Origin of the sequence: Haloferula rosea (assembly GCF_016595525.1) — a bacterium.
In the GTDB taxonomy this organism is placed as follows: domain Bacteria; phylum Verrucomicrobiota; class Verrucomicrobiia; order Verrucomicrobiales; family Akkermansiaceae; genus Haloferula; species Haloferula rosea.
The window spans coordinates 32432-56899 of record NZ_JAENII010000007.1; the positions used below are offsets into that span (position 1 = coordinate 32432).

Genomic DNA, 24468 nt, shown 5'->3' on the forward strand with positions numbered 1-24468 from the left:
CGACGGGGGGCTTGCCAAGGGGCGGGGGAGCTAGCATTTTCTGAGCCTCCGCACACGTCGATCGATCGCGTGCAAAAACAACCTGTTTTCCAAAAATCCACCATGCCCGAAATTACCGAAGCCGAATTGGACCCCAGTGTGAAAGCGCTCTGGCTGAAAGGTCTGGCCGCAGTTCAAAACAAGAATCACGGATACGCCATCAAGCTCCTCCAAGGGGTGCTGAAAGATGCCCCGGGATTCCTCGACGGCCGCAAAGTCCTGCGCAAATGCGAGGGGCTTGAGACTGGTGGTCCCAAGAAGAAGTCCGGCCTGTTCGGCATGAAGTCCGGAGGTGGACTGGGTACCATGAAGCTGGTGAGTGCGGTCAAGAAGGACCCCGCTGCAGCCATTCCGATGATTGAAGCGGAACTTGAGAAGGACCCGTACAACCCTGAAATCAACGACGCACTGTTCGAGGCATTCCTTGCTCTCGACATGAAGGAGAGCGCCGCCTTTGCCCTGGAAACCGTCCGGAAAGGGCACCCTGAGCAAACCAAGTTTCTACACAAGCTGGCTGAGTTCTACATTACCGAAACCCAGGGCCTGAAGGCCGCTGAGGTGTATCAGGACATCCTGAAGCACGACCCAACCGACAGTGCCGCCATCAAGGGGGAGAAGGACGCGACCGCCAGAGCGTCGATGGAGAAGCAAAAGTGGGGTGAGGACACCAACATGCGCGACCTGATGCGCAACAAGGGCGAGGCCGAGAAGATGGACAAGCAGGCGAGGTCCGGCATGACCCGGGACCAGATGGAAGCGCGCCGGGATGAACTCGCCCAAGCCTATGCGGATAATCAAAACGACCTCGGAACCGTCAAGGAACTCGCCTCGGTCTATGAACGTCTGGAAGACTGGGCAAACGCCCTGAGCTTCTACGAGTGGGCGTTCTCGCTGAGTAATGGCGACGTCGCACTCCGCTCAAAGGCCGAAGCCATGAGCGATAAGGTGAAGTCGGCGGAGATGGCTGAACTGGAGCGCCGTGCCGCCGAGAACCCCGATGACCCGGAAGTCATCGCGATGCTCGCAGAGCGACGCAAATCGAGCATTGAGGATGCAGTGGCCGAAGCGACCCGGCGGGTGGATCAAAACCCGACCGACCCGGTTCTTCGTTATGAACTCGGCAGAGCCCTGTTCGATGCCGAGGACTACAGTGGTGCCATTCCTCAGCTTCAGCAGGCGAAACGGAATCCGCACATCCAATCCAAGGTGCTCCTCCTCCTCGGCCGTACCTTCAAGGCGAAAGGGATGCTCGACATGGGTGTCAAACAACTTGAGTCCGCTCTGGAGGACCTCACCGCCATGGACAACACCAAAAAGGAGGTTCTCTACGAGAAGGGCCTCCTGCACGAGGCGATGGACGACAAGGAGAACGCGATCGCTTGCTTCAAGGAGATCTACGAGGTCGACTACGGCTACCGGGATGTTGCGCAGCGCGTCGAGTCCTCGTACGGCGACTGAGGGCACCGACAAGTCCGGAATTTCAAAAGCGTGGTGGGGCCTAGCGGCGTCGCCACGCTTTTCTATTCATCAACGACCCGGAGAATATGCAGAAGCCGCGAGGTCACCGGGTGCTGAGCCGGGTAATGCACCAGCTTCAGGCTCATTGTCCTCCCCGAGCCCGGATCATTTCGTCCAGAGCGACATCGGACTTCACCCAGGTATCGGAGAGCACGCGGGTAATCTCGAACTGCTTGTCCGCTGATTCCGGCTTCCGTTCGACCTCTACCATGATCCTTGAACGAATCTGTCTCGGGTCCTTGGTGGCCGTCTCCCCAGCGGCTGCCTTGGCTTCAACGGCAAGAAGGGCTGCCATTGCATCACTGTCATACGCGCAGTAGCCGTAGATGACTGCATCCGACTGGGCGGATCGAAGCGCAAAGCAGGCAAAGCGGGACTCGTCCGTGTAAATGCCGTTGTAGTAGGTGTCCCGGTTGGCCAGCACGCGGAGGGTTCCCGAACTGGCCTTTCCCGACACCAAGGCTTCCAAACGAGGCTCGGAAAGCTGCGCGAATGCATCGAAATCAATCATCCAATTTCCCGAATTGTCAGGCGTGAACAGGACAAGGCGCCCGCGGCCTTCCGCATAGGGAACCAATACCGCCTCAAGAGGGCGCATCAGGGAATCGACGCTCCCCATCCACCGGGGCGATTGAGGAGGTCCCTGGTCGATTGAAAGATCGTGGAGAACCTGAACTGCTTGCACCGCCGAAATCTTGCCCGGGCGGATCAATCCGCGCAGGTCGTCGGCCGAGCGCGCATTGACCAGACTCCGGGCATTCGAGATGGCGACCTCCGTCGTCAGAGGAATTACCGCCCCGTCATCCTGTGCCACGTTTGATGGCATCGCCGTTCCATTGCCAGGTGCATCGGTCTCCGATCCTCCCTGGCGGAGTAGAGACCACGTCAGCATGCAGCAAAACAGCGCGCCACCCCCGATGAGGATGAGCATCAACCAGCGCCGGAGAACCGCCCCATCTCCGGGCCGGGACGGAGAGCTACTTCGGCGGCGGCGCCCCGATCGCCGACGGCCCTTGCCGGCTTCAGGCCGGTTCGCGATTCGTGACAGCTGACCCAGATCCGGGCTGCTTCCCGCGACCCGCGATTGGACAGGACGTTGTGAGTTACGGGGTTTTTGGGGAATACGGCTCATCGGCTGATCATTCAGCGGGAATATACGGTTATCCGGTAAGGATCATAACGATCATCCGGACGGAATATCCAACCGGGTTGCCGGTTCAGCACTTCGTACCCGGTCAACATGAACTCTGGCAAAACCTGATTGCTGTTCGGGTCGTAAACCTTGCTGCCCGTGAAGTAGCCATTCAGCTTGTATTCGTAGTTCTGATCAAAGCCGTAGCGCTGGTTGCCGCTTCCATTCTCGGGGTAGCGATCGGGCGTCCGTTTCTTGTCCTCCCTCATGACCACCAACTTCGAACGGTCCCATGACTGCCCAGGTCGGCGCACATAACCCCAGAATCGGGTTTTCTTCACGTAATAGCGGCGTCCCACGAAATAGTCGCCCTTGGGTTCCGCCGCAATCTGGGCCTTTCGCTCCTCGACCGTCGGGCCTCCCATGTTTCCTGATCCGAACGAGCCCGCGCACTGGCAGAGCAATGTGGTGGCGAGAACAATCAGCGTGCGACTCCAAAGGTGGCTCATGTGTCCGTTGAGGCTAGCGGCGATGGAGGGCCCGCCGCAAGAGCCAATCAGGGCTGTCTCTACTGGCTTCCGGGCATCGCTACTACATGGTAAATGCCGCTTGCATCGGTGGTATGACAAAGCTAGTCAAGGCCCTCGCCGGGTGCTCACACCTGTCGGTTTTTCCAGCATGAAGCTCGCTTCCCTTCTCACGCCCGACCAGATCGTCTTGGACATGCGCACCGAGGAGCACATGGGCGCCATTCTCGAACTGGTGGATCACCTGGTGGAGGTGGAACGACTCAGTCCATCCCTACGGGAAGAGGTCGTCGAATCGTTGCGCGCCCGGGAAGAACAGGTCAGCACCGGGATTGGCTATGGTGTCGCAATTCCCCATGCCTTCTCCGAAAAACTCGATCAGGTCGTCACCGTTTTCGGGCGTTCGGCCAAGGGCATCGACTTTGAAGCACTGGATCACTGCCCGGTCCATTTCGTGGTGCTCTTCCTCGTCCCGAAGAAGGACTACCACATGCACCTGCAGACGCTGGCAGCCATCGCGAAGATGTTCACCAACTGTGAGATCCGAAAACAATTGGCGGCAGCCGAGTGCAGGACGGAGATTTTGAATATTTTGGCTGGTAAGGGATCGCGGAACGTCGCCTGACTTCCTGCATGACGCTTCAGCAGGAAATCGAGGTCGCCCTGTCAGCTGCCTTCGAGAAGGTGGTCGGCGAAAAAGTGAGCACACCGGTCGTTGCCTCGGCGGATCTCCGTTTCGGGGACTACCAGAGCAATGCCGCCATGGCACAGGCCAAACAGCGCCGCACGAACCCACGGGCCCTTGCCCAGCAAGTGGTCGATGCGATTGAGCTTGGCGGCATCGCCACCACGGACATCGCAGGTCCGGGATTCATCAATTTCAAGGTCACCCCGGAGGCCTTCGCCAAGCGTGCCCGTCGACAACTCGACGACCCTCGACTGGGAGTTCCGAGCCTGGGGGATGGCCGCCGAATCGTCGTCGACTTCTCCGCTCCCAATGTCGCGAAGCCCATGCATGTCGGCCACATCCGCTCGACCATTCTGGGTGATTCCCTTGCGAGGATTGCCGAGTTTCTCGGCTTCGAAGTAATCCGTGACAACCACATCGGCGACTGGGGCACCCAATTCGGGATGATCCTCCACGGATGGAAGACCCGCCTCAACCACGAGGCGCTCGAAACGGATCCGATCGTCGAATTGGTGCGCGTCTATCGGGAGGTCAATGCCGCGACCAAGGATGACCCAGCGACGCTCGATGTCTGCAAAGCCGAATTGGTCAAACTTCAGGCAGGTGACGAAGAGAATCTCGCGATCTGGCAACAGTGCATCGACCTCTCAAAACTCGGACTGCAGCGAATCTATGACCGACTGGATGTGAAGTTCGACTACTGGTTGGGAGAAAGCTTCTACAACGAACGCCTGCCCGGTCTGGTCGACGAGTTCCTCGAGAAGGAGCTGGCCCGTGTCAGCGATGGTGCTGTCTGCATCTTCTCATCCGGCGAACTTCAGGACGAACAGGATCCTTTCAGAATCCATAAGGAGGACGGATGGCAGGACAATCCGGCCATCATCCGGAAGGCGGATGGCGGGTTCCTTTACGCGACGACCGACCTTGCGACCGTCGAATACCGCATCGACGAATGGAAGGCCGACGAAGTCTGGTATGTCGTGGGCACTCCCCAGCAACTTCATTTCCGCCAGCTGTTCGATGCATGTGCGCGCTGGGGGAAGGATGGTGAATTCCATCACATCGCCTTCGGTTCCATTCTCGGCGAAGACCGCAAGTTGATGAAAACACGGTCGGGCGACAACGTGCAACTGGTCGACGTGCTTGAGGAAGCCGTCGACCGGTCGGCCAAGGTCATTGCAGAGAAGAATCCGAATCTGACGGAGGAGGAGATCCGGGAGATTGCTGAAGTCGTCGGGATCGGAGCAGTGAAGTTTGCGGAGCTTTCGCAGAACCGTCTCACGGACTACGTGTTCTCATGGGATCGAATGCTGGCGCTGCAGGGCGACACCGCACCGTATCTGCAATACAGCGACGTGCGCATCCGCTCGATCTTCCGCAAGCTCGACGGCGATTTCCAACCTGCGGAGCTCCAGCTCGGTGAAGATGCCGAGATCCACCTCGCACGGATGCTGATCCGCTACGGGGAAGTCCTCCCGACAATCCTCGACGATCATCGTCCCAACCTGCTCGCCAATTACCTCCTCGAACTGGCCCGGAGTTTCCACTCCTTCTTCGAAGCATGCCCGGTCCTCAAGGCCGAGGAAGATATCCGCAGCAGCCGATTGACACTCTGCGCACTGACTTCGAAGGTGCTTCGCCACGGTCTTGGACTACTGGGAATCCAGTGCCCGGACCGAATGTAACCCATCGACTGATTCACCCCCATGCCCGCCCCAAGACTGCCGTTCTATGTGATCGGTCACCTGAATCCGGATACCGACGCCATCTGCTCGGCGATCGGACACGCGGCCTTGCTTCGTGAAACCGGAGAGCCCGATGCAACGGCAGCCCGCTGCGGTCAGGTACCGCCGCGTACTGCCTGGGTCCTGGAGAAGGCAGGCATTCCTCAACCGGAGCTGGTCGAGGACGTCCGAGCTACCGCAGGCATGATTTGCCGTCGCAATGTCGTGTGGGCCAAGGCGGGGGACACGTTCCTCGCCGCCTACCGGAGCATGCTCGCCAACGGGGTTCGATGCGTCCCTGTCGTGGATGGGAACAACCGCCCGACGGGAATTCTACGGTATCTCGATCTTCTTGAGCTCCTGCTCCCCGGAGACGGAAGCGACATGATGGCCCGGATGATCCAAGTGGCACTCCGAAAGGTGGCCACGACCTTGAATGCCGAGTCGGTGGGAGCCGATCTCCCTGAAGGGAGCGACGACGAGGACCTGATCGTGTTGGTGGGAGCTTCGTCCCAGGCCACCGTGAATCGCAGGCTCAAGGCGGCGACCAAGGAAGGAACGATCGGCCGTTATCTGGTGATGTGTGGGGATCGTCCCGTCGTTCAACACTATGCGATCGAACATGGAGCGCGTGCCTTGTTGGTCACCGGGGACAATGGAGTGGAACCCCAACTGCGTGAGATGGCCAAGCAGAAGGGAGTCATCATTCTCCTGTGCTCCCAGGATACCGCAAGCGCCACGACCTTGATCCGTTGCTCCAGAACGGTCGGGCAGGTGATGGAGCGTCAGTTTCAGACAGTCACCACCGGGGAGCCCGTGGTCCGTCTCCGCAAATCCTTGGCCAGCCTCGATCAGGATCTTTTTCCTGTGGTCGATCGGGTCAGTGGCGAAATGGAAGGGGTTCTTTCGAAATCGGACCTGGTTGATCCTCCCCGCACGCGTGTCGCCCTCGTGGACCACAACGAGTATGCTCAGGCAGTCCGGGGAGTGGAAGACGCCCATGTCGTTGAAGTCATCGATCACCACCGTTTGGCCGGTGACCTGATTTCCCGTGAACCGATCCGCTACCTCAATGAACCGGTCGGATCCACATCGACCCTTGTCGGGCGGAAGTTCCTCCACCGCGACCTTGAACCCGAGCCCGGGGTGGCCATGTGCCTGTGTGCCGGGATCATCTCCGACACGCTTTGCCTGACCTCCCCGACCACGACCGATCTCGACCGCCGGATGCTCGAGTGGTTGAGTGGCATCGCCGGCGTGAAGCCTGAAGAGTTCAAGAGTGAGTTCTTCGCCGTCGGTTCGCTATTGGCATCCGGTTCGGTCGACGAGGTCTTGAATGCCGACCGCAAGGAGTTCCTAGATGAAGGGGTGCGGATCACCATCGCACAAATCGAGGAACTTGGATTGGAAGCCTTCGACGACCGCCGGAAGGTCTTGGAGGAGGGTCTGGCGAAACTCGCTGCCGACGAACGATTTGATATCGCCGTGCTGGCAGTGACCGACATTGCAAAGCACCACAGCCTGGTCCTCGCCGCGGGCGATGAGCGCCTGGTAAGGGCGATTCCCTTCGAGGCGATCGATGACACACTGTTCAGTGCTCACGGTGTCGTGAGCCGTAAGAAACAGATTTTCCCCGCTGTCTGTCAGGCAGTTAGGACGACCCGATAGCTCTCCACTCCTACTTCCGGTCCTTGGCCCGCATGTAGCGGGACCGGCGCTCGGAAGGAGTCGTCTCAGGGGCGGCCTTCGCGGGTTCCGCCTTCTGATCGCTGGCTGAGGACGGCTCAACCACGGGAACCTCGGGAACGTTCGGCTTGGGTTTCCTGGTTTTCGTGACCTTCGCACGACGCTCCGACTTGGCGAGATTCGGCAAGCTGGGCAAGGGGAGTCGCCAGCCCGTCCGTGTGACCAAGGCTTCGATCACCAAAAGACTGAGAAGGGCGACCACAAGCCACAGCCTCAAGGCCACTTCGTGATCATGAGGGGGTCGAAGCCATGCCTCTGACAAATTCAACAACTCGCGCCCGCCCGTCTGGCCAGACAACGCACGAAGCTCAGCAAGGCGCTCCGGCTCGAAGGCCCACTCGACCGACGAACCAACCGTCAGTGGGCCGAAGGGAAGTGCATGGCGACCAAGCTGGACGGCACCACGGATCACCGAGCCTTCCTCCATGTCACGCGACACCGCGAAGTGTCCCGGCTCGATCCGCCGCCATGGCACCTCGTAGGATCCTTCACCAAGTCCTGACTCAAGCAGGCGGATGGTCGGCGGATTGGCGCTCAACTTGTCGGCCCACAACTCAGGGTCGTAGAGCAAATCGAGATTGAGCCGGGTGCCGTCGATCTCATGGCGAAGGCCGACACCAGGCGGTAGATCCAAGCCCATCAACCAGCGCGTCATCGTCTGGACGAAGTCGGCATAGCCCGGCCACTCACGCGCCGGCTCCGAGAATTCACCACCCAGCGGAAAGCTGATGGCAGCAGTCCGGCCCAGCCCCCGCCGCGCATGGGCCACCAGAGGGGCCACGTATTCATCAGTCGTCACCAAGGAAGTGGTCGCATCCTCCCGCGCATACGAGAGATTGTAACCACCCGCCTCGGGGAGCCACTTCAGTTGCTTCGGGGACACCTCGGCCCAACGTCCGGTAGGCGCGGCGCCAACCGGCTCCTCCACGAAGGCCGAGCGAGCGATGGTCACCGTCTCCTGAGCGAAAATCTTGGGGATGTCCACGGCCCGCTCTGAGAAGAAAACCCGTCCGTTGCCCCGCTTGGCGATATCTTCCAACAACTTTGCATCGGGGTCCTTTTTGGTGCCGAGTCCGATCACTGAAACGCTCGCTCCCTCGGCCTTCATCTTCTCCAGCAAACGTTTGTAGTCGCCGGGTTCCTCCGAGTCCGCCGCATCGGAAAAGAGGATCACGTGACGAGTGCCAACATTGGCCTTCTTCAGTTCATCCCACGCGGCCTTCAGTCCTTCATACACGTAGATGCCTCCGCCCTGGGACTGGATCTTCCTCACCCGGGTCATCAGCTTCTTCTTGTTTCCGCCGATCTTCGTGAGTGGAACGATCTTGTGCGGGGCGCTGTCGACCGCGAGCACCGACACCTGGTCCATCGGACCGAGGAGGTTGATGGCCTCCGCGGCACCGGCATTCGCCAGGTCCATCTTGGTCCGTGTTTTCGCACCGGCGTTGACGGTGACTCCCATGGATCCCGAGCGGTCGAGCACCACGGCCAAGGCCACGGCGAGCTTCCGGTGCTCGGTCTTCAACTCCATGGAGATCGGCAGCAGTGGATCGATCGACGACTGGAAGTATCCACCCGATCCGAACGAATGCTTGCCGCCCACCATGAGAAAACCACCTGCTTGTTCCCTGACGAAGAAATCCAGGGCATCGAGGAAGCGCTGGGGAACCTCGTGGGCTGGCACGTTGTTGAGGATCACGGCGCGGGCACCCGAAAGCCGTCCGGGTTCCAGTGACTGGGAGTTCATCTCCACATCGACCGTGAAATCCAATGAACGCAGTACTTCAGCAAGCGGATCATTCTCGTAGCGGGTCACCACGAGCACCCGAGGACCACCGGTGATCTCAATCCACCTTGATGCGCGGTTGTTGCCGGGGTGGGCATCGGTCTCCGGGCTGAGTTCAGCTTCATACTCAAAGGAGCCGGTCAGCGGAATCCGGTCGGTGAACTCGGCACGTCCAACGCCATTGAGAAGTTCGACTTCGGTCTCGATCAAGGTGCTTCCACCACGTCGGATGGTGAGCGGCACCTTTCCGTCCACGGACCCACGGACGAGAACGGAGAAGAGGAAGGGCTCTCCGGCTTGGACCCGAGCCGGAAGGTCGAGCCGGGCAACCCGGTAGTCATCCAGCGTCTCGTCCCGGATCAAACGGAAGTCCAAGGGAATGCCGCGAGCTTCGAGTCGATCGGCAGCCTCCTGCAGCGGTTCGGTGGCATAGCCATCGGTGAACAGGAGCACGCGGGATGGCTGATCCTCTTCAGCGAGAGCCGCCACGTGGGACAGCGCCAGCCCCGTTCGGGTAAGTTTCCGGGATCCCGTGAAATTGGCACCATCTGCACCGTGCTCGACGATCTCCGCGGCGTAGTCGAGTAGGATCATCTTGTCCCGTCGCGATGGTTTGGAGCGTTCAAGCAGCCGCTGCCACTCGGGGAGCCCCTGATCCACCAATTCTTCGGTGGAGTCCGAACGGTCGAGGAGGACCCACAGATCGAGCGAGTTGTCCTTCAAGACCACTCTGGGGTCGGCGAGGACGATCGTGCCGATGACGATGATCAACAACCTGAGCGGCGAAAACAGCCGCAGCGACCGCCACAACCAACCGATCAAAAGGGCGGCGGGCAGGACGAGAAACCACTCAGGCGAACTGAAACTCATGAAATCGTGGGGTTAGGCGCGGGATTTGGCAGGGGATGACGACCCGTCCGCAACATCCGAAACAGCGGGGCCCGACTTGGAAAAGTGCCATGAAATGATCAGCGCGACCAGCAGCAACAACACCCAGGCACGCCACCAGTGGTCTTCCTGGGTATGACGTTGAATGGCTTCCGACCGAGCGTCGCTGAGCGTGTTGGCCGGAGCGCACTGGCTGAAGTCGGCCTCACGGGTATCGGCGAAATACAAGGCTGCTTCGAGCAGGGGCTGATCGCCCTGATCGACACGGAGAAAGCCCGGGGTTCCAGGTGCGGAGAATTTCACCAGGCTCGAAGCTGGAACGCTTCGACTCGAGATTGCCTCACCGGTAATGGAGTCGTGGGTCACCCTCAAAGCCGGAACCGATCCATCACCTTGGAGGGTCTCGGCAGCCAATTCGATGGGCTGACCCGTCTCAAGGTTGTCGCGCACTTCGGCAACCTTGGATTGACGGATCTCCTCGATGAATCGATGAAGACAGACGATGAACGCGGGTTGCTGATCGGCGTTCGACAAACGGAGGTCGAAGTTGAAGCACAACTGAGTGCCCTCAAGGCGGCCGTTCTCATCCTTGATCTCCCTCAGGAAAATCAGTGGTCGCTCGCCCTGCCAAAGCAAGACGTCGTCCGTCGGGCTGCGCTCGAGCTGGATCGATTCACGCACCAGGAGAGACTGCCAGTTCAGCCCGTCGACCAGCGGATGCGGTTCGGCCACAATACCTCCCTTGAGGTACGCTCCAGCACGCGTCCCATCATTGACGAAGACCGCGGCGTCTCCACGAGGAAGCACCGGGTCGAGAGGGTCATAGGAGACCAGTGAAAAGTCGGCTACCGAACTGTCGTTGACCGATTCAATCGCTTCAAGCGATCGGATCATGCGTGCAGCCAATTTCGAGAATTCGGGGGATGTCGCCGAATACAGGGCGATGGTCTTCGGCTTCGGCCGAACCATTGGCACCGTGTCGTCCAGAGTGAACCGGTCTTCGGAGAGCACGAAGTTCGCGCGTTCCTTCCCGGCAGGCAGGGCACCCTGCAACGAAACCAAGCCACCTGGTTGAAGGTCAAAGGACTTGGGTTCGGACGCGGTTCCATCAGGAAAACGTAGTTGCCAGGTCCGAGAGGTCGGCTCCGGTCCGTAGTTCCTGACGACTGCATTCCAGACATCGGCACCTTCCTTTCGACTGAATCGCACCCCCGTCACCCCCACGTTGTCCACCTTCTCGCCCACGGACAACAAACGGGTGTCGTAGGGCGGGGTGTCGACGGGCGTATCCGTCGCGTAGATCAAAATGCCCTCTTTCCCAACCAGAGATCGGGCAATGCGAAGGGCCGGAGACGGGTCGATCAGCCCGGACTGAGGTTGCCACGTCTGCATCACCGCCATCGCGTTCTCGATCGAAGCCCCGGAATACAGCCGCTCCTTTGACGGGTTGCTGTCGAGGATTGTGAGTTCGAGGTGAGTCGCCGGCCCCTTCAGGTCGGGAAGAGCCTCGGTGAGCGACTCGATCAAGTCCTCCTTGAAGACCGACATCGATGCGGACGAATCCAGAACGATACCAATCCGCTGCGTACTACGGGCTTTCTGGTAGCGAGGCTCAGCGAGAATCCAGGCGAGGAGCAGGACACCCAACAACTGCATCCAGAGCGGGACCGAATTCATCAGTCGGTCGAATCGACGACCGCTGGCGGATTCACGCTGGGTTTTCTCCAAGAGGAAAAGGGTGCTGACGGGCAGCACGACCGCCTGCCGCTGCAGAAAGTGGATCGCCAACACGGCAGGAATGCCGAGAAGGGCCCAGAGACCGGCGGGGTTGGCGAGTGTGATCATGCAGGGAAAAGGATGGGTCAGTGGGCGATCTCCAAGGCACCCGTGGGTACCGCTTCAGTGAACAGCGCCGTCTGAAAGTCGGGCTCCGAGGCCACGCGAGCGAATGCGCTGCGATGTCGTTGTGCCGACTGCTTCCACAAGGCGAAGTGCTTGGCATACGTCGCTTTGTAGCGCTTGAGCACGGTCGGCTCGATTCGGTGGGGGTGGCGGGTATTCCTTTCGCTGTCGACGAACTCGTAGTTCCCGGACCATTCCGGGTTCGCCTCGGCATTCACATGGGGAACCAGCAGGATGGGGGACCCTTGACGAGCCGCCAGCAAGTGGAGGATGGGTTCGGGATTGGCCTCGAAGAGAAGGTCCGAGATGAAGACCCGAATCGCATTCTGCCGAAACGCGATGCGCGACAAATCGGGAGCCGCCCCGGCATCCTTCACTTCGAGACTCCGCGCCTCATCGAGCCACTGATGGTGGTCGACACCTTCGGCGGGCGTCGGACGCACGGTATCGCCGCGAACCATGTGAACTGATGTGGCGGCTCCGGATCGCCGTGCGGACTCGACGGCGAAGTAGAACAACTCGGCGACCCTGGTCGCCTTGGCCGGGTCGAAGAACATGGACTCCGACGCATCCAACACCACATCCACGATCGGGCGGACCTCTTCGCGATAGAGCTTCATGGTGTAGTTGCCGGTCCGGGCGTAGGCCTGCCAGTTGATGTGGCGGGGATCATCGCCGGGCACGTAAGTCCGGTGATCCTGGAAATCCAGCGAGGAACCGACACCTGCCCCCATGAACTCCCCGGCCTGTCCTTTCCAAACCTTTGAGCGCAGCGGGAGGCGCAACCGTCCGGTGGCTGCCGAGGCGTGACCGTGGGCCCTGATCAGTTCCTCCTTGGTCATGAGCTCACCTCCATATCCTCGGCTTCCCTCTCTACCTCCGCGATGCACCTCGTCTTGATCAGCGCCGTGACCAGCAGAATTACCGTGTAGGCTGCGGTCGCGATCGACATCCAAATCAGCAGTGAAACCGGCGAGAACTTCATCGGATAGTTGACCATGATGAACCCGCTCTGCGGCAGCCAAGCGAGCCATGCCATGAAGCCACGGGAGTCCGCTGGAAGCTCATTGACAAGCACCGCCAGTACGATGGTGACGATGGCATTCGTAGAAAGGAGGAGAAGATACAAGGACAGCCGGTGTTTGATGCGCTTGTCGAAGAACGACATCACCGCGGCAGGCATCAGCAGGCTCCCGAGCAGGGATGTGACGACGGTCTGTCCGCTTGTCGGCATCGTGGAAATACCGGCAAAGTGGCAGGACAAGCCTGCCAGACCGATCATCACCAGCGAGAATAGGACACCGCAGGGCCAACCCGGATAAAGGAAACGTCCTGCGATTTTCCCGAGCGCTCCCTTTTCCACGAATGGCCGGCACACCGGGGGCAGCAATACGAGTGGTTCGGTCATCTCGATGATGAGCGACGGAATCAGAACGAGGGCAATCACGATCACCCAGCCTTCCACCGGCACCGAGGTGATCCCGGAAACTGCCACCAGAAGCAGCATCAGGCCAAGCGTCAGAAGGCGACGGACCGAACTGTGGTTCTCCGCAGCAGGAGCAATCATGGCGGCGCCGACGCCGAGCGCCGTCCATCCGATGTAGACCGCGCAAAGCACACCGAGCACCACCCCCCAGAAACTCTCAGGGGACTGCATCGCCGCAAGGGTAACGAGTTCATCGAACTCCCCTTCGAAACACAGCAGGGGGATGGCCCATAGACCGAAAGCTGCGGCGATCAGAGGGACCAGACCACGCAGAATGACGGAGGGCACGCAGGAGATCCCTACGATGATCGCCGTAATGACAGTGGACCCCAGAAAAACCAGACAGAGGAGCGAAAGTTCCCCGAACAAGTTCATGTCGCCGAACCAGTATCTCAGGATCAGGTAGGGGACGATTGCGGCAAAGATCAACGCGGATTGGCTAACAATCGAAACCCATTTCCCGAGCACGATCTTCCATGCGCTGAGACGGGTGAGCACCATCAATTCGATGGTCTGCCCCTGAACCTCGCGATGGAGTGCTCCGATGCCGCGGATCGGCTGGATGACGAGCACCGCCACACCGAAGAACATGAAGATGATGCTGGTGATGGCCTCACCGGCATTCTGCGGTGCTTCGGCGGAGGCGATCGAGGTGAGCAGCACCAAGGCAAGCAAGCCCTGAAGCGTCAGGAAAACGATGACAAAGGTCTTCGCTCGAAGTCCTTGCCTGAGTTCCTTCACCAGCATCGGCGAGAGCCGATCGCTGAAGTCGGCGAGCCGATCGGCAACCAAGGGCATTTCCGGTGGCTCGGCGGTATTGACGTTCTCGGACATCTAGGAAGTCGGAGCGCTTGGAGTGAATGAGGGTTCCTGCGGTGCAGGGGTTTCAGCCATGGCGGTCTCGCCCCGGTCAATCCGGCCCAGCATATCGATGAAGGCATCCTCAAGGTTGCGTTGCTCCTTGTGGAACTCATGGATCGTCAAGCCATCCTTGATCATCCTGCCAAGGATGTCCGATGCCCGTTTCGGGTCGTTCCCCTCGATCCTGATTCTGCCGCCTTGCTTGCGCGATTCGAGGAACTCGACGTGCGGCTGGACGACGCACCAGTCCGAGATTGCCTGTGGATCACCGCAGACCTGGATGTCATAAAGCATGCCTCCTGCCGCGTCCGTACCCTGCTTGAGCGACTCCGAGTCGCCGTGGTGCACGATGCGTCCTTCATTCACGAACAGGAGCGAGTCGCACATCTCCCCCAGCTCGGAGAGGATGTGGGATGAGATGAAGATCGTCTTCCCTTCGTCGGCCAGCACCCGGATCAGGTGTTTCAGTTCCACCCGGGCCTTGGGATCGAGTCCCGCGGCCGGCTCATCCATGATGAGGACCTGGGGGTCGTGAAGAAGGGAGCGCCCCAAGCAGAGTCGCTGGGTCATGCCCTTCGAGAGCTTATTGGAGAACCGGTCGGCAAGCGGAATGAGATCCGTGAACTCCATGACCTCCTGGACACGGGTCCGCCGTTCCTTGCCCGAGTAGCCGAATGCCCGGGCGTAGAAATCCAAGTACTCGAGCACCGTCATGTGCTCATAGTTCCCGAAGTGATCCGGCATCCAGCCAATCAGGCGGCGGACCTCTTCCGGGTGGTGGACCACGTTGATCCCACAGACCTCGGCGAGCCCCATGGTCGGGTAGTCAAGCGAGGCGAGAATCCGCATGGTCGTGGTCTTGCCGGCGCCATTGGCGCCCACGAAGCCGCAGACCGAACCATGGGGGATCTCGAACGAGATCCCGTTCACCGCCTTCAGTTGTCCGAAGTAGCGGTAGAGATTGTGAACACGAATGGCGGAATCAGACATTGGACGGGTGAGCGGAATTCAACGAACGATGGGTCCGGTAATGATGGTTTGGGTGGAGATCCAGTCGATCGAGTCGAATGTCTCCACAGCGGGTGCCTCGCTGGTGACTGCGAAGAAATGGCCGGCCCGCCCGGTTGCCTCGAGCAGGCTTCGCCGTTGCCGAAGGGCCAGCTTGGAACCCTCCGTATCCCTTGCGAGCTCGTACTCCGCGCGATTGATCGGCGACGCCTTGACCGAGTTTCCCGCCTCGAGATCCACAGCCTTCCAGTAGCCGCCGCTACGATCTTTGTAGTAGAGCGACTCGATCGGAAACTCGAAGGTTGAACTGAGGATCGGAGCGCCGCTGCTGTTCTTGATCTCGATCCGTCCCCGGGTCGGGACCACTGCCTGGATGAGTTGGGCTTGCTCGGACCGGCTCTGGAACCAGTCGCCGGTCACATCAAGATTCCCTTCCTTGAACTTCGCCGTATAGCGCATGCCACCTCCACCCATCCCTGGGGAAAGGCGGGCCCACGCACTGTTTTCGATGGGCACCGGCGTGATCGCCGCGTCCTCGGTGAGCCCGAACGACCCGCCAACCAGCACACCGGTGCGCGACACCTGCTCCTGCGTCACATAGGCGCGGTTCTCGCTTTGTCCGGGAACGACCTCGATCAGGGCAACCCGCATGCCGCGACCACCGACACCATCCTTGGCAAGGATGAGCACAATCAGTAGGACTGAGGTGGCAAGCGAGATGATGGGAGTGGTGATGAACAGCTTGTGCCGCTGGCCTGACTTCGCGAACACGAACAGATTGACCGGTCCGACAAGGACGCCGAAGACAATCAAGACGATGATGAAGAGAGCGTAGCTGAACTTCTGCTGACCGAAGGCGATATGGAGCGGCCATGCGCTGCTGTAGTCCTTGATCAGGCTCAGCCGGTGGGGACGCCCAGCTTTGGAACCACCTGAGAATCGCGATACGGTCTTCTTGGCAGAGAGTCCCGTGCCTACTTGCTGGATCGAGTCGAGTTCGAACGAGCCGTAGCCGTAGGGCATCGTGGAACCATCCGGCTCGCCCTCGATACCCAGGCTGTTGAAGCTTCCTGATCCTCCGATGCGATAGATGACCACGCGTCCTCCCATCCGGACCCACTGTTCGATCCCGTTGCGGGCGTCCGCAGGCACCTTGTTCCAATCCGTATTCGTCAGAAGAAGCGCGTCGTAACCGACATACGCCCTCCAATCCGCGGGCATCCGGGTCGGCTCAAATCGAGCGGCGAACTCATAGCTCCCGTAACCGCTCGACCGACCGTTCAACTCGGCATCGAGGGTCGATGAACTCGGGGTGTAAAGCGACTCACTCATCAACACCGCTGCGCTGTCCGGGGCAAAGCTTGAACTAACCCCTCCGCTATTCCTTCCAAAGCTTCCACCCATGGTGACTCGGACCGTGGTCCCGTCACCCTCGAAGTCCGTGGTCAGCGGCACCAACAGGTCATGACTGGTTGCCGTCGCGGATTTGGAAAACAACTCGAACTCGGAGGTCAGCTCGCTGTCCGATGAAGGATCGCTGCCGGTTTCAGAGCGTGTGCTGATATTGATCGATCCATCGGTCTTGCGCTGATTGACGATGTTCACCCTCACCGGCAGGTAGCCGTGTGGGGGAGGCTTGCTGAAAAGCGCCTCGAACTCCACGCGGGTCTTGTCCTCCGGATAGGTGGCGCGCGGAACCTCCATGAAGAGGGTTTCCTGCGCGCGGGAGACCGAGAACGCGCAGAGCAATCCGGCGAGTAAAAGTCGAACGATGATCATGTGTCTCAAGCGCTGGGGGCGGTCTTCATCGTCTTTGGAGTCGCACCGGCTTGGGCTGGAACCTCTTCGAGAATCGAACGGACCACATCGTTGTTGGTCAGGCCCTCGACCTTGGCGTGGTATTCGAGCACGATACGGTGACGTAGAACCGACGGTGCGACAAATTTCACGTCCTCGAACGAGGCATGGGTCCGTTCATTCATCAGCGCGCGTGCCTTTGCCGCGGATGCCAGTGAAAGGGCGGCCCGCGGGCTCGCTCCGTAGCGGATCGCACGGGCAGCGGAGGACTGCCCGGGGTGGGTGGCATCGACGATGCGCGCGATGTAGTTACCCACCACCTCGGGCAGGAAGATGCGTCGGACCAGCGCCAGGGTGGCGTCGAGCGTCGCGGCATCCATGATGGATTCGATCTCCGGCTCGGTGCCCAACTCCCGGTGATTGACGATTCGCTCGAGCGTATCGACATCGTTCCGCGTCACCTCGAGTTTGAACAAAAAACGGTCGAGCTGCGCTTCGGGCAAGGGGTAGGTCCCCTCGAGCTCGATCGGGTTCTGCGTGGCGAGCACGAAGAACGGTTTCGGGAGTTCATGGGATTCGCCAAGCACGGTGACCCGGCGTTCCTGCATCGCTTCCAGCAGGGCGGACTGGGTTTTGGGTGAAGCCCGGTTGATTTCGTCGGCAAGCGCGATGTTCGTGAAGAGCGGGCCGGGCTGGAACACGAACGAGCGGTTGCCATTGACCTCCTGAAGGACCGGGTTACCGGTGATGTCACCCGGCAGCAGATCCGGTGTGAACTGGATCCGCTTGGTGTCCAATCGGAGCGTTTTCGACAAGCCCTTCACCAGTTCGGTCTTTCCCAGCCCCGGCAGGCCTTCAAGAAGGATGTGTCCGCGGGCGAGAACCCCGGTCAAAACGAGATCAATGAGCTCCTCCTGACCGAAAAGAACTTGATTCAGGGCGGCGCTCAGGGAGCGAACGTGCTTGCCGGCATCGGCGACTTCGGTTTCGGAGGCAAATTCCATGGTCTAACGGAGTGAAAACTCTCACGATTATTAGAAACTCGGATGAAAGCGCGATGAAAAAGGAGCAGCGTTTTCGGAATCACAAGATGCCGTCAGAGATCGGAACCTGATCGACCAAGGCGGATGGTCCGGGGGGGGGGGCAGGAGGGCAGGGAACCCACCCACTTCCGGGGCGGCTCACTTCAATAATACCCGGACACGGTCTTTTCGCTCAATGGGTCGTCGTCGCGGCGTCTCCGTCCCACTTCCAATTCGGATGGTGTACATAGGCGAGCGCTTCCTCGGACGTCATCCCGTTCTTGGCGATAGCGATGTTGTTCGATCGGTGCTGCTGCCAGACCCGCCACTCGGCCTCTGTGGGAGTGTGGCGCTTCTGGTATGGCACTTGGTTTCCGATGAACATCTGAAGGAAACCCTCAAGGCCGAAATTCGCCGCATGACCACGCAGAAGATGCCTTGCGAATCCGATGGGGCCATTCTCCTGGAAGAACTCCAGAACGGGCGCCGCGCCGGCAATATCAACTTCGTTCCGGCAGGTCTTCCAGAACGGCGTATCCAGCATGGTATTGAATTTGTAGTGGAGCGACAGAAAGTCACGGATTTCATCCCATGTGTCCGCGAAGTAATTGTTGTACATCGTCCGAATCGTAGGCGTCGGCTCAAGCCCGGTATGGATCAGGAAATTGGTGAGGTTCTGAGCCTCCTGGCAGACAATCATGAGTGCGGTGGACTCCAGAGGTTCCACAAAGCCCGAGGCATTACCCACGCCGACCACATTACCCACCCACGAACGTTGATAGCGCCCCGATCTGAACTTGATGATCCGGGTGTTGCCCAACTTCGGGTTTTTCGCTCGGAACTCAGCCTCGGCCTCATCGTCGCTGATGGCCTGGGATGAGTATACGTAACCCCGGCTGAGGCTTTTCTCGTGCTCGATCTGCCAGGCCCAACCGCAGTTCATGGTCTCGGCGGTGGTATAGGGAAGGATGGGTTCGTCCTTCCCGCGTGACCACGCCCCGACCAAGGCCCGGTCCGTGAAGAGTGACGCAGAATAGTCCACGAAAGGCTCATCAAGGGCGCCACCCAACAACTCGCTCCGGAAGCCGCTGGAATCGATGAAGAAGTCGGCCTCCAGCGTGCGCCCATCTTCCAATTGAACCGAAGAGATGCCATGGGGAGCCTTGACCGCATCGACCACTTTACCATCGATGATCTCCACACCAATTCCGCGCGCGAACTCTTCCAAGGTCGAGACCAGCGGTTCGTTGTCGAGGTGAAAGGCATGCCACTTCTGGATGTCGGGACATCCATTCTGCAACCGAGGGAATGCCTTGTCATGCCGCATCAGCGCCGTCACCACATCGCAACAACTGAACTCGTCATCGCAGTAGAAGCCATTCGGACGTGGCAGGGTCGACACCTGACTGTCCAGCGCCAGCGCGAAGCCATAGTCGAATCGTCCCCGGGGACCCCAAAGGAATCGGATACCTTTCTTCCAGGTGGGACGCACCTTGGAGTAGAAGTAGCTACGACTGATTCCCAGGTAGGAGAAAAGAAAAGGTGGGAGATTCGGAGTGGTCGCTTCTCCCACGGTAATGACTCCAATTTGAGGACTGCGAACCATGCGAACCTTCAGCCCGGGAATCTTGAGCTTGAGGGAAAGCCCGAACAACAAGCCCGCGCTACCGGATCCAACGATGAGAACGTCCTTAATCATGATTATCGACGAAGCCCCTTCTCAGACCTCGTGGAATGAGTCCACATGAACGGGAAAGGTAGTAAAGCCGAAACGGGCCCCTGCGAAGCCGCCCGCCATCCATGCCACCCCAAAAAGAAGCCCGCCCGAGGAATGGAATTCCTCGGGCGGGTGCCATCGGCCGCTGAATCGGCCATCCTGCAAAGGTCGTCCGGGCTCTAGTCCAAAGGCTGAGCGGAAACGAAGAGGGCCGAACCCTCCGCAAGAACGGTTTTGGAATGGTAGCGCTCGTCGCTCAAGCCATTGAGACGCTTGAGTCGGGCGATATCCATGTCGTATTGATCAGCAAATTGCTGAAGAGTGATCTGCTCCGTGATGGGAACCCGGCGCACGGTGGGCCGCTTGTTGAGGATTGTCTGAGAACCGCCGAGGTCCTGAGGAGCTTCCTCCGCTGACTCCACAGGGGCAGGGGAACTGCTCGTGCTGGATGATTCAGCGCGGCGGGCGACGAGTTGGAGCTCCTGGCCGACTCGCAGAGCCCGTGGATTGACGCTTGGGTTTGCCGACCCGAGTGCCTTCACGCTGAGGCCGTAAGTCTTGGCGATGCTGTAGAAGGTCTCACCTTGCTTCACCTTGTGCGTGCCCCGCACCACGAGATCATCGGTCGTCGGCTTCACAGGAGCAGCATCCGGCTGGGAGGCCGCCAAGGGAAGCTTGAGACGCTGACCAATTTGAATGACTTCGGCATTCTTGAGCTGGTTGCACTTCACAAGTTCAGAAGTCTTCAACCCGTGCTTCTTGGCAATCCCTGACAGGGTTTCGCCCGCTTTCACAATGTGCACGGGCTGGGCTTTCGGCGCAGGCACTGACGAGGTGCTCGACTCCGCAGTCGCTTTCGGGGCGCTCACGGGCGTCGTCTTCGCCTGGGTGGTTGTGCTGACCCCAGCTGAACGCAGCCGGCTGTTCTCAAGCTCAAGGCGCTCGATTTGCCGTTCCTGCTCGGCACAACGGCGTTCCAAATCCGCAAGACGATCCGAACTCCATGCAGGAGTGGCGGTGAGCATCATTGCCGAAAAACTCAAACAGAACATCGCCTTCATGACGTGAAGACTTTCAAATTTTTAAAAAGGCGACAAACAAAAAGTTAAGATTTCCTAAATATTCACGATGCAGGCACGGAGAGTCCCGGAAAGTCCGCGGATAAAAGTTTTCCGTTTCCGGTCTTCAGGAGCCGCTGATTTCTTCAGCGGGCGTCGCCACCGAGATCGATTCGATCACTTCCACCGGAGCGCCATCAGGCGCATAGGGGAGGCGAGTCGTCGACAGCCACTGGCCTGCCTCCAGACCGTCACGCACGATCAGAACCTCACTGGTGGACCAGATGGGTTCGATGGTCGTGCGGATGATGGCGGGATCTTCCCGATCCACCAGATAGATGCGGCCGACGCCACGCAGGGCGAGCCTTGGGATGACGAAGACATCCTTGAGCACCCGGCCCTCGACGCTGGCACGCACCGGTTGACCGATGCGTAGAGGTGGCTTGCCGGATTTCAGACCAAACGGGTCATCCACTCTGGCAATGGCGAACAGTTCACGGGAAGCGTCATCGAGAGCTCCCTCGGAGCGAACGATTTTTGCCGGCCATTGTTGCGATTCACCTTCGGGCGAGACCGAGTGGGCGCTGGTCAATGTCACCTCGAGTGCCTCGTCGTCGGGACGACTTGGAAGGTCGATGAAGGCCAGCTGGTTTGGAGTCAGCGGGAGGCGGACCTCTGCGTAGTCGGTGGCATACACCTCTCCGAGAGGGGTGGAATTGCCGACCGCTTGGCCAAGCCCGACGTTCCGGACCCGTACGCGTCCGTCAAAGGGCGCGCGAATCTTGGTACGTTCGAGGTTCAGACTGGCTTGCTCATATTCCGCGCGGGCCGCCTCGACATTGGCATTTGCCTCCTTGAGTTGTGGAATGCGCAGGACGAGTGGGGAGGGCTCACCATCGTATCCGAGGTCCTCCCAATTCAATCGGGCTTGCTTGGCACGAGCCTCTTCCTGAGCGAGGGCGGCTTCAGCACGGGCGACCCGTGAGCTGGCTGCGGCGAGCGAGGCTTGAAAGTCGGCTGGATCGAGTTCGGCGAGGACCTCGTCTTTCGAGAAGAAAGCGCCGTCCTCGAACCCGGGATGAATCGCGATGATGGTGCCACTGACCGCAGCAGTCAGGGGGGTCTCATAGTGAGCGCGCACGACGCCTTGGGTGTCGAGCAGGACCGGGTAATCGGTCCGCTGTAGTTCAACCACCTCGGTTCTGAGCTTCTGGGGCGGTACGTGCTGGGGGGTCGGCGGCTCGATGGCCGTCGAGAGTTTCCTGGCGGCGAAGTAGCCGACCGTCAGGATCACGATAGGGATGAGAATGCGCAGCAGCATGGACTGGGTCGTACCAATGGGTGACGCCGGGAAGGTGCCCCAGAGTTGGATATTTGCCAAATACGAAGAATCTTGGCTCAGCCTTGCGGAAATCTCGTCACTTTGAAGGTTCCCGGGTTCTGAAGTCCCCTCCGAGCGCCAAGTGCAGGTCGATTCGGTTCTGCAGACGACTGTTTCGCAGGCGAATCAAGCTGGAGCGGGCATTATTCGCCCGCCTTTGGGACTCCAGCACATTGAGGATGCCGGCACCCTCAATTCCGTCCGCATAGTCCCGGGTGGCTTGTTTTTCGGCGAGAGCTGCCTGCTCGACCTCCGTGATGAGGAACTGCTCCTGCGCAGCGAGCGAACGGTCAGCGGCCAGTGCGGTCTCGACTTCCCGAAACGCCTCCAGCGCTGCCTGCTCGTAGTCGGTGATCGCCGCCTTGTTACGCTCCAGCGCGGCGCGCGCCTGATTGCTCAGTTCACCCCCTGCGTAGAGCGTCTGCCCGATATTTGCCGCGATGCTTGCGGCGAGCCACTGCGGATCGAGCAATTGCCGGAAGCGATCGACAGGCGTGCCGGCCGAGGTGGTCAGCGCCAGGGACGGCAGCAAGGATTTCCTCGCCGCGTCCGCCCGCTTCGCCGTCGCGAAGATGCGGGCCCGAGCGATGGCAAGATCCGGACGGCGGTCGAGCAACTCAGAGGGAAGGCCGGCCGGGACCGATCCGCGGAGGGAAGGGAGTTCGTTGCCTGCACGGGTCGTTCCCGAGGGATAGGATCCCGTCAGCACTTCGAGGGTTCGCGCCGCTTCGTCGCGGGCCAACTGGCTCGATTCCAGAGCCCGCTTCGCAGCCGCCACGTTCGTTCGTCCGAACTGGACGTCGATCGAACCCTGACCGGTCCCTTCGTAGTTGCGTTCACTGATCCGCAGGTTCCGCTCGAACGAGTCGAGGATGACCTTGGCCAACTCGTGCTGCTGGTCGGCCGCGATCAGATTGCACCAAGCCCGGGCCGTGCTCGCAGCCAATGACAACCGAGCCCCACGGAGTGAGGCCTGGGAGGCATACAGGTCCGCACTGTCAGCAGCAGTCAGGTCACGCAGTCGCCCCCAGATGTCAGCTTCCCATGAGGCGGAAACGGTCAGGCCATAGCTCTCCGTCTCACGCGCCGGCAGGGGCCCCCGCTCTGAGACCGAAAAGCTTCCCGACGTCGCCAACCTTGCTTGAGGCAGAAGCCGTGATCGCCCGGCAATCGCGACGAACTCCGCCTCCCTCATCCTCGCTTCAGCCGAGGCGAGGTCACGATTGTTCGCCATCGCCTTGTCGATCATGCGCCGCATGCCGGCATCGTTGAAGTCGCTGACCCAGCCTCTGCTGATCTTGGCATCGGCACCGCTGGCTCCACTCTGCCAGGCGCCGGGGGCATGAAAGTCGGCCAACTCGGTCGGGCTACCGAACTGCAGGGATTTGCAGCCGGGAAAAAGCGTTATCGCGACAAGCAAACAAGCTGTCGGCATTCGGGAATTCCATTGCATTTGCTAAAGATCAGTGATGAAACAGGCCGCGCGTGACCTATCAACCTTCGGCCCTTACGTCCATTGTCTGTGTTCTCTGTCTTTGCAAGGGCGGAGAGTTGCTTGCCGCCGAAGACTCGGCTCCAGAAAAGGCCAAGGTTCCCGCGAAGGAACAGGTCGAGCAAACCGACACGCCCGCCAAGGAGAAGGAGGAGAAGGCTCCTGAGAAAAAGGAGGACTCCGACGATCCGGCCGAAGCGGAGCGCCAGGAGATCGAAGCCGCGGTTGCGCTGCCCGTCTCCGCCGACCCAACCCAGATCTATGGCTGGCGCGAGTGGGTCGTCATTTCAGATGGCACGACCGAACAGAAGATGCCGGCCAAGCTTGATACGGGGGCACTGACCAGTTCGATTCACGCCGAGGAAAAGAAGCTCTTCGAGCGTGACGGCAAGAAGTGGGTTCGCTTTGTGGTGACCGACCCTCGCAACAAGGAATCGAAGCGGATGCGGATCGAAGCGCCATTGGTTCGCATCGCGCGCATCAAGGAACCCGGCGGAGAATCCGAGGAGCGCGAGGTGGTGAGGCTCAGCTTCAAGATCGGGGACCGCAAGATGCTTGCCGATTTCACGCTCAATAATCGCATCAACATGCTCAGTCCCGTGCTGATCGGTCGCCGCACCATCTGCGAGCTGGGTTGGGTGGATCCGAGTCGCGCCTATCTCGCCGACAAGAAGCTGATGCGCTGAGCATCAATTC

At 60.0% G+C, this 24468-nt stretch carries 18 protein-coding genes; 5 read left to right on the forward strand and 13 right to left on the reverse strand.

What is annotated here, in order from left to right; translation table 11 throughout:
* Positions 1–102 precede the first annotated feature (102 nt).
* Positions 103–1497, forward strand: coding sequence for a tetratricopeptide repeat protein (locus JIN81_RS10205; RefSeq protein ID WP_200278847.1), 1395 nt, complete (start codon positions 103–105; stop codon positions 1495–1497).
* Positions 1498–1639: 142 nt separating this feature from the next.
* Here JIN81_RS10205 and JIN81_RS10210 read toward each other — a convergent pair whose 3' ends face one another.
* Complete coding sequence (locus JIN81_RS10210; protein WP_234044698.1) at positions 1640–2488, reverse strand: hypothetical protein; 849 nt, start codon at positions 2486–2488, stop codon at positions 1640–1642.
* 212 nt (positions 2489–2700) lie between these two features.
* Complete coding sequence (locus JIN81_RS10215) at positions 2701–3198, reverse strand: hypothetical protein (RefSeq protein WP_234044699.1); 498 nt, start codon at positions 3196–3198, stop codon at positions 2701–2703.
* Positions 3199–3367: 169 nt separating this feature from the next.
* On the opposite strand from JIN81_RS10215, the gene JIN81_RS10220 reads away from it, so the two are divergent.
* The 3 genes from JIN81_RS10220 to JIN81_RS10230 are packed head-to-tail and all read left to right on the forward strand — an operon-like array spanning position 3368 to position 7296.
* The gene (locus JIN81_RS10220) at positions 3368–3841 is read left to right on the forward strand and encodes a PTS sugar transporter subunit IIA (protein ID WP_200278849.1); all 474 of its coding nucleotides are present in this window, start codon (positions 3368–3370) and stop codon (positions 3839–3841) included.
* 8 nt (positions 3842–3849) lie between these two features.
* Positions 3850–5589 carry an arginine--tRNA ligase gene (argS, locus tag JIN81_RS10225; RefSeq protein ID WP_200278850.1) on the forward strand — a complete coding sequence of 580 codons (1740 nt, stop codon included), beginning with the start codon at positions 3850–3852 and terminating at the stop codon, positions 5587–5589.
* Between the two features lie 21 nt (positions 5590–5610).
* The gene (locus JIN81_RS10230; RefSeq protein WP_200278851.1) at positions 5611–7296 is read left to right on the forward strand and encodes a putative manganese-dependent inorganic diphosphatase; all 1686 of its coding nucleotides are present in this window, start codon (positions 5611–5613) and stop codon (positions 7294–7296) included.
* Between the two features lie 10 nt (positions 7297–7306).
* On the opposite strand, the gene JIN81_RS10235 is transcribed toward JIN81_RS10230, so the two are convergent.
* The 11 genes from JIN81_RS10235 to JIN81_RS10285 form a co-directional block, all read right to left on the reverse strand.
* Positions 7307–10030, reverse strand: coding sequence for a VWA domain-containing protein (locus JIN81_RS10235; RefSeq protein WP_200278852.1), 2724 nt, complete (start codon positions 10028–10030; stop codon positions 7307–7309).
* 12 nt (positions 10031–10042) lie between these two features.
* Positions 10043–11893 carry a BatA domain-containing protein gene (locus JIN81_RS10240; RefSeq protein ID WP_200278853.1) on the reverse strand — a complete coding sequence of 617 codons (1851 nt, stop codon included), beginning with the start codon at positions 11891–11893 and terminating at the stop codon, positions 10043–10045.
* Between the two features lie 17 nt (positions 11894–11910).
* Positions 11911–12792 (reverse strand): DUF58 domain-containing protein, encoded by an 882-nt coding sequence (locus tag JIN81_RS10245; protein ID WP_200278854.1) that lies wholly within the window; start codon positions 12790–12792, stop codon positions 11911–11913.
* On the reverse strand, positions 12789–14270 hold the full coding sequence (locus JIN81_RS10250) for a hypothetical protein (protein WP_200278855.1): 1482 nt from the start codon (positions 14268–14270) through the stop codon (positions 12789–12791). The genes JIN81_RS10245 and JIN81_RS10250 overlap by 4 nt, the downstream gene beginning before the upstream one ends.
* On the reverse strand, positions 14271–15287 hold the full coding sequence (locus JIN81_RS10255) for an ABC transporter ATP-binding protein (RefSeq protein ID WP_200278856.1): 1017 nt from the start codon (positions 15285–15287) through the stop codon (positions 14271–14273).
* Positions 15288–15305: 18 nt separating this feature from the next.
* Positions 15306–17084, reverse strand: coding sequence for a hypothetical protein (locus JIN81_RS10260; protein ID WP_200278857.1), 1779 nt, complete (start codon positions 17082–17084; stop codon positions 15306–15308).
* 5 nt (positions 17085–17089) lie between these two features.
* The gene (locus tag JIN81_RS10265) at positions 17090–18106 is read right to left on the reverse strand and encodes an AAA family ATPase (protein WP_200278858.1); all 1017 of its coding nucleotides are present in this window, start codon (positions 18104–18106) and stop codon (positions 17090–17092) included.
* A 211-nt stretch (positions 18107–18317) separates the two neighbouring features.
* Positions 18318–19823, reverse strand: coding sequence for a tryptophan 7-halogenase (locus JIN81_RS10270; RefSeq protein WP_200278859.1), 1506 nt, complete (start codon positions 19821–19823; stop codon positions 18318–18320).
* Between the two features lie 197 nt (positions 19824–20020).
* Positions 20021–20902, reverse strand: coding sequence for a LysM peptidoglycan-binding domain-containing protein (locus tag JIN81_RS10275; RefSeq protein WP_200278860.1), 882 nt, complete (start codon positions 20900–20902; stop codon positions 20021–20023).
* 124 nt (positions 20903–21026) lie between these two features.
* Positions 21027–22220: an efflux RND transporter periplasmic adaptor subunit gene (locus tag JIN81_RS10280; RefSeq protein WP_200278861.1), complete on the reverse strand. Its 1194-nt coding sequence runs from the start codon at positions 22218–22220 to the stop codon at positions 21027–21029.
* A 97-nt stretch (positions 22221–22317) separates the two neighbouring features.
* Positions 22318–23715 carry an efflux transporter outer membrane subunit gene (locus tag JIN81_RS10285; RefSeq protein WP_200278862.1) on the reverse strand — a complete coding sequence of 466 codons (1398 nt, stop codon included), beginning with the start codon at positions 23713–23715 and terminating at the stop codon, positions 22318–22320.
* Between the two features lie 50 nt (positions 23716–23765).
* Here JIN81_RS10285 and JIN81_RS19310 point away from each other — a divergent pair, with 50 nt between their 5' ends.
* Positions 23766–24458, forward strand: coding sequence for an ATP-dependent zinc protease family protein (locus JIN81_RS19310; RefSeq protein WP_200278863.1), 693 nt, complete (start codon positions 23766–23768; stop codon positions 24456–24458).
* Positions 24459–24468 lie beyond the last annotated feature (10 nt).

Excerpts from the sequence above, each read along its gene's own strand:
- JIN81_RS10205 (WP_200278847.1), top strand. The coding sequence starts at position 103 with ATGCCCGAAATTACCGAAGCCGAATTGGACCCCAGTGTGAAAGCGCTC.
- JIN81_RS10210 (WP_234044698.1), bottom strand. The coding sequence starts at position 2,488 with ATGCTCATCCTCATCGGGGGTGGCGCGCTGTTTTGCTGCATGCTGACG.
- JIN81_RS10215 (WP_234044699.1), bottom strand. The coding sequence starts at position 3,198 with ATGAGCCACCTTTGGAGTCGCACGCTGATTGTTCTCGCCACCACATTG.
- JIN81_RS10220 (WP_200278849.1), top strand. The coding sequence starts at position 3,368 with ATGAAGCTCGCTTCCCTTCTCACGCCCGACCAGATCGTCTTGGACATG.
- argS (WP_200278850.1), top strand. The coding sequence starts at position 3,850 with ATGACGCTTCAGCAGGAAATCGAGGTCGCCCTGTCAGCTGCCTTCGAG.
- JIN81_RS10230 (WP_200278851.1), top strand. The coding sequence starts at position 5,611 with ATGCCCGCCCCAAGACTGCCGTTCTATGTGATCGGTCACCTGAATCCG.
- JIN81_RS10235 (WP_200278852.1), bottom strand. The coding sequence starts at position 10,030 with ATGAGTTTCAGTTCGCCTGAGTGGTTTCTCGTCCTGCCCGCCGCCCTT.
- JIN81_RS10240 (WP_200278853.1), bottom strand. The coding sequence starts at position 11,893 with ATGATCACACTCGCCAACCCCGCCGGTCTCTGGGCCCTTCTCGGCATT.
- JIN81_RS10245 (WP_200278854.1), bottom strand. The coding sequence starts at position 12,792 with ATGACCAAGGAGGAACTGATCAGGGCCCACGGTCACGCCTCGGCAGCC.
- JIN81_RS10250 (WP_200278855.1), bottom strand. The coding sequence starts at position 14,270 with ATGTCCGAGAACGTCAATACCGCCGAGCCACCGGAAATGCCCTTGGTT.
- JIN81_RS10255 (WP_200278856.1), bottom strand. The coding sequence starts at position 15,287 with ATGTCTGATTCCGCCATTCGTGTTCACAATCTCTACCGCTACTTCGGA.
- JIN81_RS10260 (WP_200278857.1), bottom strand. The coding sequence starts at position 17,084 with ATGATCATCGTTCGACTTTTACTCGCCGGATTGCTCTGCGCGTTCTCG.
- JIN81_RS10265 (WP_200278858.1), bottom strand. The coding sequence starts at position 18,106 with ATGGAATTTGCCTCCGAAACCGAAGTCGCCGATGCCGGCAAGCACGTT.
- JIN81_RS10270 (WP_200278859.1), bottom strand. The coding sequence starts at position 19,823 with ATGATTAAGGACGTTCTCATCGTTGGATCCGGTAGCGCGGGCTTGTTG.
- JIN81_RS10275 (WP_200278860.1), bottom strand. The coding sequence starts at position 20,902 with ATGAAGGCGATGTTCTGTTTGAGTTTTTCGGCAATGATGCTCACCGCC.
- JIN81_RS10280 (WP_200278861.1), bottom strand. The coding sequence starts at position 22,220 with ATGCTGCTGCGCATTCTCATCCCTATCGTGATCCTGACGGTCGGCTAC.
- JIN81_RS10285 (WP_200278862.1), bottom strand. The coding sequence starts at position 23,715 with ATGCCGACAGCTTGTTTGCTTGTCGCGATAACGCTTTTTCCCGGCTGC.